Raw genomic sequence first — 16,681 nt, 5'->3', positions numbered from 1 at the left:
ACAAATGGAGAACTTACGCAATGGTAAAAATTGCGATTGCAGGAGCAGCTGGCCGTATGGGCCGCAACTTGGTGAAAGCCACCCACCTGAATTCTGATGCGCAACTTGGCGCAGCCTCTGAAAGACCAGAATCTTCTCTTATCGGCGTCGATGCAGGCGAATTGTGCGGCGAAGGTCGTTTCGAAGTCGCTTTAGTCGATGACTTTGTCAAAGCGGTTGAAGAATTTGATGTCATCATTGATTTTACCGCCCCAGTGAGCACTTTAGCTAACATCGAACTTTGTAAACAACATGGGAAGCAAATCGTAATCGGTACAACGGGTTTCTCTGATGAAGAACGTGCACAGATCGATGAAGCGGCAAAAAACATCTCTATCGTTATGGCACCAAACTACAGCGTTGGCGTAAACCTAGTCTTTAAACTGTTAGAAAAAGCAGCAAAAGTTATGGGTGATTACTGTGATGTTGAAATTGTTGAAGCGCATCATCGCCATAAAGTCGATGCACCTTCAGGTACTGCTATAGGTATGGGAGAGGCAATTGCTGGAGCGATGGGAAATCAGCTAAGTGACGTTGCAGTTTATGCTCGCGAGGGTATTACTGGTGAGCGCACTAAAGATGAAATCGGTTTTGCTACTATCCGTGCTGGCGATATTGTTGGTGAACATACTGCAATGTTTGCAGATATTGGTGAGCGCGTTGAAATTACTCACAAAGCGACCGACCGCATGACATTTGCCAATGGTGCAGTAAAAGCAGCGGTTTGGTTGGCTTCAAAACCTGCTGGCTTCTACACTATGACCGATGTTCTTGGTCTGAATGAGCTTTAATTAAATATTTATGCGCTGGAGCCTTCTGGCGCATACCTTCATTTCACTTATATCCTGCAAAATAAACTTAAATTTCACGCCAGTTTTACCAGTGTTAATCTTCTAATTTAAGCATCTTAAGCTTGATTTTTGCCTTAATGACTTAAAAAGAACATTAACTTGCAATGTATTATCGTTTGCTTTTTCTCTATGACCAATTTTCTTATATTTATTACTAAATAAAGGTAATTTTCATGAACAATGCTCATTTGGCGTATTGTTACAGGGAGATAAGTTAGATTTATATGGCTTTTGCACCAATTAATGTGTTTTAGCAAACAAATGATAAATTTCTTTTACTGAGAATGTTGACACAAATCACAGTGATCACTAGAATACCGCCAATTTGTCTAAATTCCCCCAAAGCGCGTTTTTATAACGAATTTAGGGCTGAGTTTGCAATTAAATACACTGTTAATGCATTTTTATTCTGGAGGTTGCCTTGAGTAAGTCAGCACTGTTAGTCCTAGAAGATGGGACTGTGTTCCATGGACAATCCATTGGAGCAGATGGCTCAGCTGTTGGTGAAGTCGTCTTTAACACCTCGATGACGGGGTACCAAGAAATCCTCACTGATCCTTCCTATTCTCAACAAATCGTTACTCTTACTTATCCTCACATTGGCAATACCGGAACCAATTCCGAAGACGAAGAATCTTCTTCCATTCATGCACAAGGCCTTGTGATTCGCGATCTCCCTCTTATCGCTTCAAATTTCCGTAACGAGCAATCTCTTTCTGACTACCTTAAATCACAAAATATTGTTGGCATTGCCGATATTGATACGCGCAAGCTAACTCGTATTCTCCGTGAAAAAGGTGCTCAAAATGGCTGTGTTGTAGCCGGCAACAGCCTTGACGAAGCTTTGGCTCTTGCTAAAGCAAAAGAGTTCCCTGGTTTGAAAGGTATGGATCTTGCGAAAGAAGTTACAACAAAAGAAGCGTACCAATGGAAACAAGGTTCGTGGACGCTCACGGGAGGTCTTCCGGAAGCGAAAGATGATGCTGAGCTGCCATTCCACGTCGTTGCCTACGACTTCGGTGCAAAGCGTAACATCTTGCGTATGCTTGTCGACCGCGGTTGCCGCTTAACGGTTGTGCCTGCTGAAACATCAGCAGAGGAAGTGCTTGCTCTTAACCCTGATGGCGTATTCCTTTCTAATGGTCCTGGTGACCCAGAGCCATGTACTTACGCAATTGAAGCAACTAAAGTTTTCCTTGATAAAGGTCTTCCAATTTTTGGTATCTGTCTTGGACACCAAATCTTGGCACTGGCGTCTGGTGCACAAACTGTAAAAATGAAGTTTGGTCACCACGGTGCAAACCATCCAGTGAAGGATTTGGATCGCAATGTGGTTATGATCACTTCTCAAAACCACGGTTTTGCAGCGGATGAAGAGACATTGCCAGAAAACCTTCGCGCGACGCACAAATCACTGTTCGATGGTTCTCTACAAGGTATTCATCGCACAGATAAGCCAGCATTTAGTTTCCAAGGGCACCCAGAAGCAAGCCCTGGTCCGCATGATGCAGCGCCACTATTTGATCACTTTATCGAACTAATTAAACAGCACTCAGCGTAATTTGGAGTAGAGAGAAAATGCCAAAACGTACTGACATACAAAGTATTCTTATTCTGGGCGCTGGTCCGATCGTTATCGGTCAGGCATGTGAGTTTGACTACTCTGGTGCTCAAGCATGTAAAGCACTTCGTGAAGAAGGCTACCGAGTTATTTTGGTTAACTCGAACCCTGCAACCATCATGACAGACCCTGAAATGGCAGATGCGACTTACATCGAGCCAATTCAGTGGGAAGTTGTTCGTAACATCATCGCTAAAGAGAAGCCTGATGCGGTTCTACCAACTATGGGTGGTCAAACTGCATTGAACTGTGCTCTAGATCTAGAGAAGCACGGTGTTCTTGAAGAGTTTGGCGTTGAGATGATTGGTGCAACGGCAGATGCAATTGATAAAGCAGAAGACCGTTCACGCTTCGATAAAGCGATGAAATCGATTGGTCTTGAGTGCCCAACAGCTGATACTGCTAAAAGCATGGAAGAAGCTTACAAAGTTTTAGATATGGTTGGCTTCCCTTGTATCATTCGCCCATCCTTCACCATGGGTGGTACTGGCGGTGGTATCGCATACAACAAAGAAGAATTTGAAGATATTTGTCGCCGTGGTTTGGACTTGTCTCCAACCAACGAGCTTCTTATCGATGAATCTCTGATCGGTTGGAAAGAGTACGAAATGGAAGTTGTTCGCGATAAAGCTGACAACTGTATCATCGTATGTGCAATCGAAAACTTCGACCCAATGGGTATTCACACGGGTGACTCAATCACCGTAGCTCCAGCTCAAACGCTGACAGACAAAGAATACCAACTTATGCGTAACGCTTCATTAGCGGTACTGCGTGAAATTGGTGTTGAAACGGGTGGCTCAAACGTACAGTTTGGTATCAACCCGAAAGATGGCCGTATGGTTATCATCGAGATGAACCCACGTGTATCTCGTTCTTCTGCTCTTGCGTCTAAAGCGACGGGTTTCCCAATCGCGAAAATCGCAGCGAAGCTTGCTGTTGGTTTCACGCTTGATGAGCTAATGAACGATATCACGGGTGGTGCAACTCCAGCGTCATTCGAACCAACCATCGACTACGTGGTAACTAAGATTCCACGTTTCAACTTCGAAAAATTTGCAGGAGCAAATGACCGTCTGACGACTCAAATGAAGTCAGTAGGTGAAGTGATGGCAATTGGTCGTAACCAGCAAGAATCTCTACAAAAGGCACTACGTGGCTTGGAAGTAGGTGCAAATGGTTTCGATGAAATGGTTGATCTGGACGCGCCTGATGCACTGTCGAAAATTCGCCACGAGCTTAAAGAAGCAGGTGCAGAACGAATTTGGTACATTGCCGATGCATTCCGTGCTGGTTTATCTGTTGATGGTGTGTTCAACCTGACTCAAATCGATCGTTGGTTCTTAGTTCAAATTGAAGAACTAGTGAAACTAGAGAACGAAGTGAAAGTAGGTGGTTTTGCTGGTCTTACTCAAGAAGTACTAAGCAAAATGAAGCGTAAAGGCTTCTCCGATGCGCGTCTATCAAGCTTACTAGGTGTGTCTGAAAGCGAAATTCGTCGCCTACGTGACCAATATGATATCCACCCAGTGTACAAGCGTGTTGATACGTGTGCTGCTGAATTCTCATCGGATACGGCTTACATGTACTCATCTTACGATGAAGAGTGTGAAGCACAGCCTACAGACAATGACAAAATCATGGTTCTAGGTGGCGGTCCTAACCGTATTGGTCAAGGTATTGAGTTTGATTACTGTTGTGTACATGCGTCGCTAGCATTGCGTGAAGACGGTTACGAAACCATCATGGTGAACTGTAACCCTGAAACTGTTTCTACCGATTACGACACGTCAGATCGTCTGTACTTTGAGCCAGTTACTTTGGAAGATGTTCTAGCAATCGCTCGTGTTGAAAAACCAAAAGGTGTGATTGTTCAGTATGGTGGTCAAACGCCACTGAAATTGGCTCGTGCTCTTGAAGCTGCTGGTGTACCAATTATCGGTACAAGCCCAGATGCTATTGACCGTGCTGAAGACCGTGAGCGTTTCCAAGTTGCTGTAGACCGTCTTGGTCTTCTACAACCACAGAATGCGACCGTGACTACTATGGATCAAGCGGTTGAGAAATCTCGCGAAATCGGCTTCCCATTGGTTGTGCGCCCTTCTTATGTGCTGGGTGGTCGTGCGATGGAAATCGTATACGACGAGCAAGACTTGCGCCGCTACTTCAACGAAGCAGTCAGCGTTTCAAACGAATCACCAGTACTACTGGATAGCTTCCTAGATGATGCTGTTGAAGTAGACGTAGATGCGATTTGTGACGGTGAGCGCGTTGTTATCGGCGGTATCATGGAGCACATCGAACAAGCGGGGGTTCACTCAGGGGATTCAGCATGTTCGCTTCCTGCGTACACGCTAAGCCAAGAAATCCAAGACGTCATGCGTGAGCAAGTAGAAAAGCTCGCGTTCGAATTGGGTGTTCGCGGTCTAATGAACACGCAGTTTGCTGTTAAGAACAACCAAGTATACCTAATCGAGGTTAACCCTCGTGCAGCACGTACAGTACCGTTCGTATCGAAAGCAACTGGCGCGCCAATCGCTAAGATTGCAGCACGTGTAATGGCTGGTCAATCTCTAGAGTCTCAAGGTTTCACGAAAGAAATCATCCCACCATACTACTCAGTGAAAGAAGTGGTACTTCCATTCAACAAATTCCCTGGTGTAGACCCACTATTAGGCCCTGAAATGCGCTCTACTGGTGAAGTAATGGGTGTGGGTGCAACGTTCGCAGAAGCATACTCGAAAGCTGAATTGGGTTGTGGCAACATCTACCCTGAAGGTGGTCGTGCACTTCTTTCTGTTCGTGAAGGCGACAAAGAACGTGTTGTTGACCTAGCATCTAAGCTTTCGAAGCTTGGTTACCAGCTAGACGCAACTCACGGCACAGCAGTTATCCTTGGTGAAGCGGGTATTAACCCTCGCTTGGTAAACAAGGTACACGAAGGTCGTCCTCACATTCTTGACCGTATCAAGAACAATGAGTACACCTACATCGTGAACACCGCTGCTGGTCGTCAAGCGATTGAAGATTCGAAAGTTCTTCGTCGTGGTGCTCTTGCTGAGAAAGTGAACTATACAACAACGCTAAACGCAGCATTTGCAACCTGTATGGCACATACAGCTGATGCGAAAACAAGCGTAACGTCAGTTCAGGAATTGCACGCTAAAGTGAAAGAAAGCTTAGCTTAATCGCCATTTCTAACGATAAAAGGAAGCCCGTTCAATGAGCGGGCTTTTTGTTGTCTGATGTGATGACTATCTGTGCTTGGTGAGCTCTTTTAACCTTCTTCCTTCTTGTCGACGATTGCTCTGTAATACGTAGTAGAACTCGACAAAGTTTTTGTAGGCCTTTCCGCACAATAAGATAAAACATAACAGTGGGATGGCGACATTTGATAAAGTGATCCGCCCCAGCAGTTTTGGACACCAAGTTAAGTGAGTACAATCACTAACGAGGTGAACAATGACAACTAACAAAAAAACTAGAATTAAACATTCCCCTGAATTTAAGGCAGAAGCTTTGAAGCTATCAGAGAAAGTGGGAGTTGCTGCGGCAGCGAGGCAGCTCGGGTTGCATGAATCCCAGATCTACGGTTGGCGTAAGGCAATTAAAAAAGACACCAGTACCAGTCAGCGTGAAAGAGATCTCGCTGCCGAAGTCGCCAAGCTCAAAAGGCAATTGGCTGAGCAAGCTGAAGAGCTAGATATCGTAAAAAAGGCCGCCACCTACTTCGCGAAAAATCTAAAGTAGATTGCTATGAATTTATGCTAGAACACCTTCTGTGTTTCAATGTGGTCCGCATGGCTAAGGTGTTCGAAGTTTCACGAAGTGGGTTCTATTACTGGATTAAGCATCGCCACAAGGCCATCCAGCGTGAGGCAATACGCCAAAAGCTTGATGAAAAAGTCAAAAAAGCTTTTGACAATAGAAGGGGCGTGATGGCTCAAGGCGCATCCAGAAAGAGCTAGCTGAGAATGGGGATAGCCGTAATGTTAAAACCATTGCCGCCAGTATGAAGCGTCAGGATTTAACGCCGAAAGCGGCACGCAAGTTTAAATGTACGACGGATAGCAAGCATAAGATGCCCGTAGCGCCGAACTTGCTAGCTCAAGACTTTAACGCAACGGCTCCGAATCAAAAATGGGCGGGAGATATCACGTATCTTGCCACGAGCGAAGGCTGGTTGTATCTGGCTGTCATCATCGACCTTTACTCACGACAAGTGATCGGTTGGTCAATGGATACGAGGATGACGGCAACTCTGGTCTGCGATGCATTATCAATGGCTCTGTTCCGTCGAGGGTTCCCTGAGCATGTTACTGTCCATAGTGATCGAGGTAGCCAGTATTGCTCAAAAGACTATAGGGACATAATAAGTGCTTATAACCTAAAACAAAGTATGAGTAGAAAAGGAAACTGTTGGGATAATGCGTGTGTTGAGAGCTTCTTCCATTCTATGAAAGTCGAGGCGATCCAATACGAACCGATCATGACAAGAAATGAGATGCGCCAAACGGTCTTCGAGTACATTGAGGTTGATTATAATCGGATGAGAAGGCACAGTGCTCTTGGGTATCTAAGCCCAGTTAACTTTGAACAGCAAAATGTCGCTTAATGAAGTGTCCAGTCTTGCTGGAGCAGATCATTATTGCTGTACCCATCATTACGACCCAATAGTAAAAATAACCAAATCTCTCACCAACACTAAAAGTTGCTTCAATAAGCGACATCGTTAGTGATCCTCCAATGATAAGAAGGAGGATAACTGAAAGTGCGGATGCGATACTTTTAATCGCCAGATAGATATGATTTTCATCACTCAAACTTTAGTTCCTCATGGATACCAATAGCGAGTGCTTTAACTGTTCCTGAGCTAGCGATGCCTGCAAAGCTAATTGAAGCACCAATAGAACTTTGGTGATTTCCATATATGAGTGTCTGTAGTTGAAAATAATTGAGCGAAAATCCCCATTTGGAAGTATATGGGGATATTTGTTGGTTAACGATATTTATAACTAAGCTATTGATTTATTCAAGAGTTGATAGATATCCTGCGTACAGATGCCACTTACCTTCGACTTTTTTAAATTTTAAATCACTGACTCTAGCAAAGTTATCATTACAAGGAGGATAGCCCCCTAATTCTGGTTCGGAATCTAGCAAGACGTGGTATGTGTTAGTGTCAATATAGTCGCCACTCTTCTTATCTAAGTAGGAAAATTGCCCGTCATTGAAAATATCGTTTAGGACAACTTCAAACTCAGCTACGTTTACCTTTTTGGGTTCCATCCAATCTGCAATCCCTTCTACCGTAAATGGAAAAAGAGTTTGTTCTGATATGGATTTGTAGTCACGCTTTTCGATATACGGTCTCAATTTGTACCAAAAATCAATAAACTCCTCACATTGTCCGTGCTTATCAATGATCTCTTTGTCATCAGTTATCATGGGTCCATTTATTACCATCACTGAAACTGACAACATGAATGTCGAGAAAATTATATTCAACATTAGTTTTCTCCGAATTGAGAGATTTAGTTTGGTAGGCGATAACCTTTCACTTTCCAACTTCGTTTTGGGTATTTACTTTCTTTTACTTGATCACGTTGATTCCCTCCCAATATGCTGAAGTAGTGTTCAGTTTCACTCAGTAGAAAGCCAACGTGATTACCAGAACGAGTTAGGCTTGAGTTTGCTGCACCGGAATTGTGGATGATAATTATTGCTCCTGGCGTTGCAGATACTTTCTTTCCCCATTTTAGCCAACTATTTGCAGCTGCTGAGTTCGTGCCCTTATGTCCAGACTTGATGATGGCCCAATTGACAAAAGAGGAGCACCATGGGACTTCATCAGATTGTGCTTTCAAGGTTGTTGTTGAATGATACTCGATTATTCGAGGGTTATTTTTAGAACCAACTTCTTCATGGGTTTTTCCAGAATCTTTTTCTTGAATAGCATACTTCATCCATGGTGTATCACCTCTTGGAACAAGCATTTTACGAAGATCGTGCATTGAATTTTGAATAAAGTTCAAAGTCATTATTGCTATTTTATTCGTCAATAGCTGTTCTATCGTTAGCCAAGTATCCCTTCCAACTATTCCATCTATACCAAGCGATAGACGAGCTTGAAACTCACGAACATAGCGATCAGTATCTGCCCCAAACCGCCCGTCAAGTGACATTTTGGGGCTGAGATTTAGGAGTTTGTTTAGCGCATTTTGTAAGTGAGCTATATCAACACATTTGTTGCTGAACTTGAGTGGCTTTCTGTATGCTTTTTTTGTGTTTTGGAGTTTTATGGATTCCCAAGTTTTTGAACCTACTTCTCCGTCTGTGAAAAGACCAAACTGCGCTTGGTATTTTTTGACTAATTTCTTCGTACCTGAACCAAACTTTCCATCAAGTAACGTTGGAGTTGTGGGCATCAAAATTTTATTGAGATAAAACTGAAGTGAAACAACTTCGCGCCCACTTGCTCCAGTTTTTAGTAACTTGTTATACACTCTTTCCTCCGGAGAAATTGAAAATCCCCTCGGAGGATATCTGTACAGATAGACAATTCAAACGAATTGAAGTTATTTGCGGGGTGTTCTAAAGATAAATGAATATTGATTTTAGAATCAGTTACATAAGTGTTACTTGGTTGGTAATTTCACAGCTACCTCTGCCGCCAACTTCGCATTGTTAAACACTAGCTGAATGTTAGAAGCGAGGCTGTTTCCAGCGGTTTTTTCTGCGACTTTGGCAAGAAGGAATGGTGTGGAGTCTTTTCCTTTAATCCCTTTTGCATCCATCTCTTCGATAGCGCTCGCTATGACCTGATCAATCTCCGCTTTATTCATCGCGTATTGCTCTGGAATTGGGTTTGCGATAACAGCGCCACCATCCAGTCCTAAATCCCACTTTGCTTTTAAAGCAGTAGCAATTTGAGTTGGAGAATCTAGGCGATAGTCGACTTGGAACTCGCTTTCTCGTGTATAAAATGCAGGGAGGGTTTCTGTTTGGTATCCAATGACGGGCACACCATGCGTTTCTAAGTATTCCAGTGTTAAACCGATATCCAAAATGGATTTTGCCCCAGCGCATACAACGGCTACGTTGGTATTGGCAAGCTCTTGTAGGTCGGCTGATACGTCGTAAGAGGTTTCCGCACCACGGTGCACACCACCAATTCCCCCAGTCGCGAATACTTTGATTCCAGCCATGGCAGCAAGGATCATAGTAGAAGCAACGGTAGTCGCGCCGTCTTCTTCTTTGGCGACAATAAACGGAATATCTCGGCGGCTGGTTTTGATAACGTTTTGCCCTGCTTTGCCTAGATATTCAATTTCATCTTGAGACATCCCAACTTTCAATCGCCCTTTTAGGATTGCAATAGTGGCGGGAACAGCGCCATTATCACGAACCGTTTGTTCCACTTTAAGGGCGGTCTCGACGTTTTGGGGGTAGGGCATACCATGAGAAATGATGGTCGATTCCAACGCAACAACGGGTTGACCTGCTTTGAGCGCTTGAGCGACTTCAGGCGCTACATCCAAATACTGAGTTAACATATTGTGTCCTTTAACATTCGGTCTCATTTAATACACGCTGAATCGCGCTGTCTGAAAAGTTTGGGTTGATGGTTGCGACATCAGAAAGCGCAACGCTGGCGGCAGCCATGGCGTACTCACCGCTTTTTTCTACCGACCATTTATTGATGAAGCTGTGAGCTAACCCAGCCAAGAAAGCATCTCCAGCACCATTAGCATTTTCAATATGATTACTCACAGTTGGGAAAAGCTGGGTACGTTGATCATCTTTATAGAACACCCCTTCCGCCCCAAGGCTTAAAAAGATTTGCTGAGTCCCTTGATTGAGGAACCAGTCGGCAATCGCGCTGAGATCTTCTTGATTGTGATAAGGCAGATCAGACAAAGATTGCGCTTCTTTGATGTTAGGTTTGAGTGTGTGGATCTGGTTTAAATAGGGTTTGATTTTTACCGCTTTGGTACTGGACACCGTATCGACAAATATCGGCTTATCGGAAAACTGGCTGAAGATGTATTCGAGCAGTGACTCACTCAAATTGGTGTCAATGACGATTACTTCCGCTCGCTTAATGGTTTCAAGGTGAGGCTCTAGCGATTCAATGGTTAAACGCTCTAGGATGGACATGTCTGAAACGGCAACCTGCATGTCGCCATCTTCATTGAGCAAAGAAAGATAAGTGGATGTTGTACCATCGGAAAGCTTCAATACCGACGAGACATCAACGCCCGCTTGGCGTGTTTTGTCTAATATTAATTGCCCATAAGTGTCGTTACCCACAACAGAGATTAAACGCACTTCTGTGCCGAGCCTTGCGATGTTTTCGGCAATGTTTCGACCAACTCCACCCGGCGAGCATGAAACGACGCCAGGATTGGAATCACCTTGATGCATGGTGTGTTTGGGTTGACCTAAGATATCCATGTTTGCACCGCCGATCACTACGGCGTATTGAGATTCTGACAAAATATACCCCTTCCCTAGGATGATGCCTTTGTTTGTCATATTCATGATATGTCCAGCCACGGCACTTCGGCTGATCCCAAGTTTCTCCGCAATACTTTGCTGGGGGATCATTGGGTCTTGCTTAATCAACTGAAAGATTTGTTGTTCACGTTCCGTCATAAGAAACCCTAACAAAAGTTTGATTAACTAACTTTTGTTAGGTTGAGGTGTGAGTAAAAAAACGTCAATACATTTGTCTTGGTCGTTGTATGTTATGTGAGCGACAACACTTATTGAGTGATTTGGACAACATAGCTTTCACCGTCTTCGCTAGGGACAAAATCAACGAAATTTTGAATGCTATCAATGGCATCTTCTTCATAGTGAGAAACAAACAGAAGTTGGCTAAGTCTATGTTTCGCAATTAATTCAAGTGAGTTCACTACCAGTCTTCTACCTAGAAAATCCAGCCCTTGATAGGGCTCATCCAATATAAGAAGCGCAGGTTGTTTGATTAAGGCTCGGGCAATAAGCAGCAATCGTTGTTGCCCATATTCGAGCTCTTTAAAAGGCTGATTGGCAATATCGCTCATTTGGAAAATAGCGAGCCACTCCCTTGCAGTTTCAATTTGATTTTTACTTGGAGATTCATAAAGCCCGATAGAGTCGTAAAAGCCAGATAAAACAACTTCAATGGCTTTACAACTTACACGGTATTGCAAGTGCAGCGCTGAAGACACCATTCCTATGTGTTTCTTAATATCCCAAACCGTTTCACCGTTACCCCGCTTCATATCGAACAAGCGAATATCGTTACTGTAGCATTGAGGGTGATCGCCAAAAATTAGCCCCAGCAACGTACTTTTCCCACAACCGTTTGGTCCTCTAACTTGCCAATGCTGGTGGTGCTTAATTTGCCAATTTACACCGCTGAATATTTTCTGGTCGGTGTATTCCACTTTGCCATTCACCAGTTCAACGAGCGGTTCAGAAAAAGTCACTTTGTGTTGATGCTTATTGTACAGATCGAGCACTTGCTCACTCTGGGCTTCGGATTGCGCATTGATCTGAGCGATGATGGGATGGCTTTCCCACTCCTTTCTTGAGAGTGTTTGGGTCAGTTTTCCATGTTCGAACAACGCAATATGCTCAATCCATTTTGGTAACTCATTTTCCCGTGAAACCAGAATCAATAGTTGTACCTTTCGGCTGAGGTCTTGGAGGAAATGAGCGAGTGCTTTTCGGTGTGCTTGATCCAACCCAGTATAAGGTTCATCTAAAATTAGAAGTTTAGGCTTCTCAAGCAGTGCCCGTGCCAGCATTAACCGACGTGTTTCTCCCGTTGAAAGCAAACGAAAACCACGATCAAGCAGGTGCTTTAAATCTAACCGTTCGACAAGTAGGCCAATGTCGCTCGCTGGCTGATCTGAAGCCATTAGTAATTCGCTTACCGTTGATCCGTTATCAAACTTATCCATAAAGTCTGTATCGTCATCAGCGATCTCTTGTTCAAGGAGTGCCTGTTGCTGAGAGAGAGAAACATAAGCAATTTGGTTTGTTGTACTTTCACAGCTACCCGACTCAAGCTCGCAACTACCTGATTCAAGTTCACAACTGCCAGTGAGAACTTGGTAAAGTTGCTCACCAATATCGCCTCTGGCACAGAATATCCCCCAGTTCTGTTGGTTTTCAATTTTCCAATGTTTGATTGATAGCGCGTGAGGAGAGTTGTTTGTGTGTACTTGGGATAATGTGATGGGCATATGACATCCTTGCCTTTATGAATGTCACAAGCTTAAAAAAGCCGCGCTCCAATGTAAATTAGATTTGGGTAGCGATTGTGCGATTTGTGTTCTTTTTTTAATCTTCGAATTCGTGGTTTATGCGTTCCAGCAGTGTGTAAGAGAGGTTTTGAGTAGCAAATAAGCGCACAAAAAAAGGCACACCACAGGGCGTGCCAATACAAGTAGATTTGAGCCGTTAACGTTTTCGCCAAATGCTCATTTCAGACAACGTATGTTGGAATTTACGTTTGGTTTCACGGATAACAAACGGCACTTCTTTCACGGCAATCCGTTCAAATTCGCCATTTAGCGCGTCGGTTAACCCATCCAGTGTGGTGTGGTTTTCACCGTTTACTTTTGTGCCACCCAGCCACTTTTCCTTATCTGTATACTCTTCTAACCAAGTATAGGGCGAGGCAATCACTAAATAGCCGCCTTGGTTTAGCCGCTGGCTAATACTGGTAAGAAAAGCGTTAGGGTCCGACAATCGGTCTATCAGATTTGATGCGTAAACCAGATCGTAATTGGCGTACTGAGGTTTGAGGTTACAGGCGTCCCCCTGCATGAAATTCACTTTATTAGCGAGGTTTCCATACCCAAGTTGCTCAAGTGTCACGCTTTTGAATTCAACCAAATCTCCCTCTGTTTTGATGGTATAGCGTTTCTCACCTTGTTCAGTCAGTGCATAAGCTTGTTGAATAAAGCGTGCTGAGAAATCAATGCCGTCCACGTAGTCGAAGTGCTTCGCGAGTTCAAACGTTGCGCGTCCAACAGAGCAACCAATATCCAAAGCGCGGGCACTTTGCTTCAGCTGAATGGTTTGCATCACTTGCTCGATGCCATTCACGCAAAAATTGGGTACATCGAAGTACTCTTTTCCATAGTGGAATTCAAGATACTGGGAAATGAGCTCATCGGTTTCATAAATGTTCATGGAGACCATATCTTGCGGATTTTGATCCGATTCGACATAACGAAACCCTGCGTGTTGATAGAAATGGCGACGAAACGCGTAGCGTGATGAGCGAATGGCTTCATTTCCGGTAGATATCCATGATCCCCCTTTGATCATGTTGTGCTTACCATCAAAGGTGGGTGTAGAGAAATCATCGTAAAGTGGATGAACTTCAAAGCCGCTGAATCCGTCGATTGGCGTTTCAGTGTGCTGCCAAACATTACCCACAACGTCAAACAAACCGTTATGCCCAAAGCGATTAACTGGGCAAGATGAAGCATAAAATGAAAGTTGTAAGTTTCCGGGTACTTCATGCCAAATGGGGGAATCTTGATCGATATTTTCTCTCAGCAATTGCCATTCAGGTTCAGTGAGAAGCCGGATGTTTGCCTGAGCTTGCTCCGCTTTCCAGTTACAGAAGGCTTTGGCTTCTAGCTGGTTGACTTCTACTGGCCAGTCTAACGGTAGGGGGATTTCTTCTGTGAGATTACGCTGCCAAAAAGTCCCTTCCTGATTGCGCCAGAATCGAGGCATGGTCGCTTGCGTGTAGTTAAGCCAGCTCTGCCCTTCCTCATTCCAAAAGCGCAGTTGTTGATAGCCTTCATCTTTAACAAACTCCATAAACTCTTGGTTTGATACCAAGTATTTCGATGCTTTGAAATCGTCTACTTGGCAACTTTGTGTGCCAAACTCGTTGTCCCAACCATAAGTCGCGTCTTCTGGGGATTTACCCAATGTTACACTATTACCTGCAATGCTGATTAAGCTGTTTTTAGGGGCGATCCCAGTATCTACGCAGCTTTCCCACAAAGGATGAGGGCTGACATCATCAAGGGGAAGCTGGCGAATGATGACGGATGAGGTTTCTAGGTGAATACGTTCATGTTCAATACCCATTAATATTGCCCAAGCGGGTTGGTCTTGGGTGATCGGTAGGCTTAAAGGCATAGAGTTGATCGTTTTTTCGATCAATAGCTTGGCTTGATCTCGGTAATGTCTGACGTCTTCAACGGATGGCCAATCATAATGTTTTTCATCAAGATCATCCCAAGACATCTCATCCACACCAATAGCAAACATGGATTCAAAGTTTGTATTGATGCGTTGATCGATGATCTTGCCCAGTTTCAGTTTGTTGATAAAAAACGTGGCGGTGTGACCAAAATAAAAAATCAGCGGATGGCGTAAGGGTTCGGCTTTCTTGTAATAAGCCTGATCGTTGTTGATCACATCAAACAAAGACTCATACAAGCGCCATGTTTGATCGAAATAGTGAAGGAGTTCTTTCCTTTTATCCTGTTCATTTTCTCCAGTAAGAAGAATGGTTTGATGATCCCTGATCAGGTTGTTTTCCATGATGACATCTCCAAAGTTCAGCGTATCCAACACAGTTTTATTAAAACTAGTTCATAAAGAGGAAGCTGCAGTGCAAAAACATTACAGACCGAGGAAATAGCAAAAAGGAAACAAGCTCTGAGGTAATTGTGTGATTTAAATCACTTTTGGAGTGTGGAATAAGCCGCTATTTCAGCGGCTTAAATAGGGTTCAAGGTAATTGACCTGATGTAATGACTAAGCTACCTAAGTCCACACCTTGAACATAAGGTCCGATTGCCGCAGGGGCGTTGTTGGTTTCAATTTTGTTCATGTGAATTCCTCGTTAGCCCGTGAATGCGGGTAGCAAATTAAACATGGAGAGAAAATGGAAAACAGCGGTAGTGACACCAAAGAAGATAACCAGTACTACCATGAGTAACCCACCAGGGGCTTTAAAACCTTCTTGTCCATCTTCTCGGCTGCGTGACTTCATCACCAACAAGCCGGGAATAATACACGCCCACAATGTTGCTGCTGCACCGGCATAACCAATTGCAATAAGAAAGCCGAACGGAAAAAGCAATGACAGAACCAGTGGGGGAAGGAAGGTTACTGCCCAAGTCTTTGTGCGACCTTTTTTGTCATCTTCAAAATTGAACAGATCGGCAAGGTAGTCGAAAACGCCAAGCCCGACTCCGATAAATGACGATAGGATCGCTGCCATTGAAAATGAGTTAATCGCATTGGAGACACGCTCAGATTCGATAACCGAACCAAGGGCACTCAAAAGAGAATCGACGTTGCCACCTTGCTCCAAAATCGGACCAAATCCGCTTCTAGGAAGGTTGCCATAAATGCTCATTATCCAAAGGAAGTAGAGAGACATGGCGATAATGGTTCCCCCTAAAATGGCGTATTTCGCTCGTCTTTCTTCGCCGTAATAACTCCTCATGCTCGACACGGAATGATGGTAACCAAATGAAGTAAGTGCCACGGGTAGCATTGCCATCGCATACGGCGCGTAACGAGTTTCATCGCTGGCTTTATCGAATAGGATGGACATGTCGACTTTGGCGACCAAACCAGACACGCCAAATACAAAACTCAACACCATGAACGCAATCAGAATCACAGAGATTCGATCAACTGCTCTGGTGGAGTGCCAAACAAATCCAGAAAAGATGAATACAAATAGGATAGAAGCCAATTGGCTGCTCACTCCGAGGACTTCTTGTAAAATAAGTCCCGAAGAAGTGATGTAAGCGTAAAGTAATATGCCACCGACAAAATACACCGCCAAATTGTTTAACCTATTGACGTTGTTGCCAAGCATATCTTTGGTCACTGTATTAAAGGAGACTTTGAGATCGTAATGCTTAAACGCCTCAAGTAGCATCCATCCAGACAGTGTCATGATGATCATAGTAATGGTGATAGCAATGAGCGACCAAGACGTCCAGCCGCCAGCACCTGCGCTGGGAAGCCCCAGCATTCCAGCGCCGACGCAGACGCTGGCAATAATGCATGCGCCACCCAAAATTGATGGAGATTTTTTCATAATCGTATCCCTGATTACAGTTTTTTAGGCACAGCAATACTCCCCCGATACCGAGATATCAGGTGTATGCTGCAAAAT

Annotated in this window: 10 protein-coding genes and 2 pseudogenes; 4 read left to right on the top strand and 8 right to left on the bottom strand. The window is 44.1% G+C overall.

What is annotated here, in order from left to right; genetic code table 11:
* Window positions 1-20 precede the first annotated feature (20 nt).
* The 4 genes and pseudogenes from dapB to LDO37_RS15550 all read left to right on the top strand — a co-directional run.
* Complete coding sequence (gene dapB, locus LDO37_RS15565) at window positions 21-830, top strand: 4-hydroxy-tetrahydrodipicolinate reductase (RefSeq protein WP_126607759.1); 810 nt, start codon at window positions 21-23, stop codon at window positions 828-830.
* 481 nt (window positions 831-1,311) lie between these two features.
* The gene (gene carA, locus LDO37_RS15560) at window positions 1,312-2,451 is read left to right on the top strand and encodes a glutamine-hydrolyzing carbamoyl-phosphate synthase small subunit (RefSeq protein ID WP_101112412.1); all 1,140 of its coding nucleotides are present in this window, start codon (window positions 1,312-1,314) and stop codon (window positions 2,449-2,451) included.
* Window positions 2,452-2,468: 17 nt separating this feature from the next.
* Entirely contained in the window at window positions 2,469-5,699 is a 3,231-nt protein-coding gene (gene carB / locus LDO37_RS15555; RefSeq protein ID WP_101112411.1) for a carbamoyl-phosphate synthase large subunit, read from the top strand.
* A 274-nt stretch (window positions 5,700-5,973) separates the two neighbouring features.
* Window positions 5,974-7,123: pseudogene (locus LDO37_RS15550) on the top strand (transposase); the annotation flags it as partial.
* A 416-nt stretch (window positions 7,124-7,539) separates the two neighbouring features.
* Here the strand turns inward: LDO37_RS15550 and LDO37_RS15545 are convergent.
* The 8 genes and pseudogenes from LDO37_RS15545 to LDO37_RS15510 form a co-directional block, all read right to left on the bottom strand.
* Window positions 7,540-7,959 carry a hypothetical protein gene (locus LDO37_RS15545; RefSeq protein ID WP_126607762.1) on the bottom strand — a complete coding sequence of 140 codons (420 nt, stop codon included), beginning with the start codon at window positions 7,957-7,959 and terminating at the stop codon, window positions 7,540-7,542.
* 86 nt (window positions 7,960-8,045) lie between these two features.
* A complete protein-coding gene (locus LDO37_RS15540; RefSeq protein ID WP_126607763.1) occupies window positions 8,046-9,017 on the bottom strand; it encodes an NlpC/P60 family protein in 972 nt (323 codons plus the stop codon).
* Between the two features lie 132 nt (window positions 9,018-9,149).
* The gene (locus LDO37_RS15535) at window positions 9,150-10,067 is read right to left on the bottom strand and encodes a pseudouridine-5'-phosphate glycosidase (RefSeq protein WP_126607764.1); all 918 of its coding nucleotides are present in this window, start codon (window positions 10,065-10,067) and stop codon (window positions 9,150-9,152) included.
* 10 nt (window positions 10,068-10,077) lie between these two features.
* Window positions 10,078-11,169, bottom strand: a complete 1,092-nt coding sequence (locus LDO37_RS15530) for a PfkB family carbohydrate kinase (RefSeq protein WP_101112406.1) — start codon at window positions 11,167-11,169, stop codon at window positions 10,078-10,080.
* Window positions 11,170-11,279: 110 nt separating this feature from the next.
* The gene (gene modF, locus LDO37_RS15525) at window positions 11,280-12,752 is read right to left on the bottom strand and encodes a molybdate ABC transporter ATP-binding protein ModF (RefSeq protein ID WP_126607765.1); all 1,473 of its coding nucleotides are present in this window, start codon (window positions 12,750-12,752) and stop codon (window positions 11,280-11,282) included.
* A gap of 217 nt (window positions 12,753-12,969) precedes the next feature.
* Window positions 12,970-15,084, bottom strand: coding sequence for a 5-histidylcysteine sulfoxide synthase (gene ovoA, locus LDO37_RS15520; RefSeq protein WP_126607766.1), 2,115 nt, complete (start codon window positions 15,082-15,084; stop codon window positions 12,970-12,972).
* Window positions 15,085-15,277: 193 nt separating this feature from the next.
* Window positions 15,278-15,376, bottom strand: a pseudogene (locus LDO37_RS15515) (reactive intermediate/imine deaminase); the annotation flags it as partial.
* A gap of 12 nt (window positions 15,377-15,388) precedes the next feature.
* Window positions 15,389-16,603, bottom strand: coding sequence for an aromatic amino acid transporter (locus LDO37_RS15510; protein WP_126607767.1), 1,215 nt, complete (start codon window positions 16,601-16,603; stop codon window positions 15,389-15,391).
* Between the last annotated feature and the right edge of the window lie 78 nt (window positions 16,604-16,681).

Source organism: Vibrio penaeicida (assembly GCF_019977755.1).
In the GTDB taxonomy this organism is placed as follows: Bacteria; Pseudomonadota; Gammaproteobacteria; order Enterobacterales; family Vibrionaceae; genus Vibrio; species Vibrio penaeicida.
The sequence above is the reverse complement of the archived record's forward strand: the minus strand, read 5'-3'. Positions and strand labels throughout refer to the sequence as shown.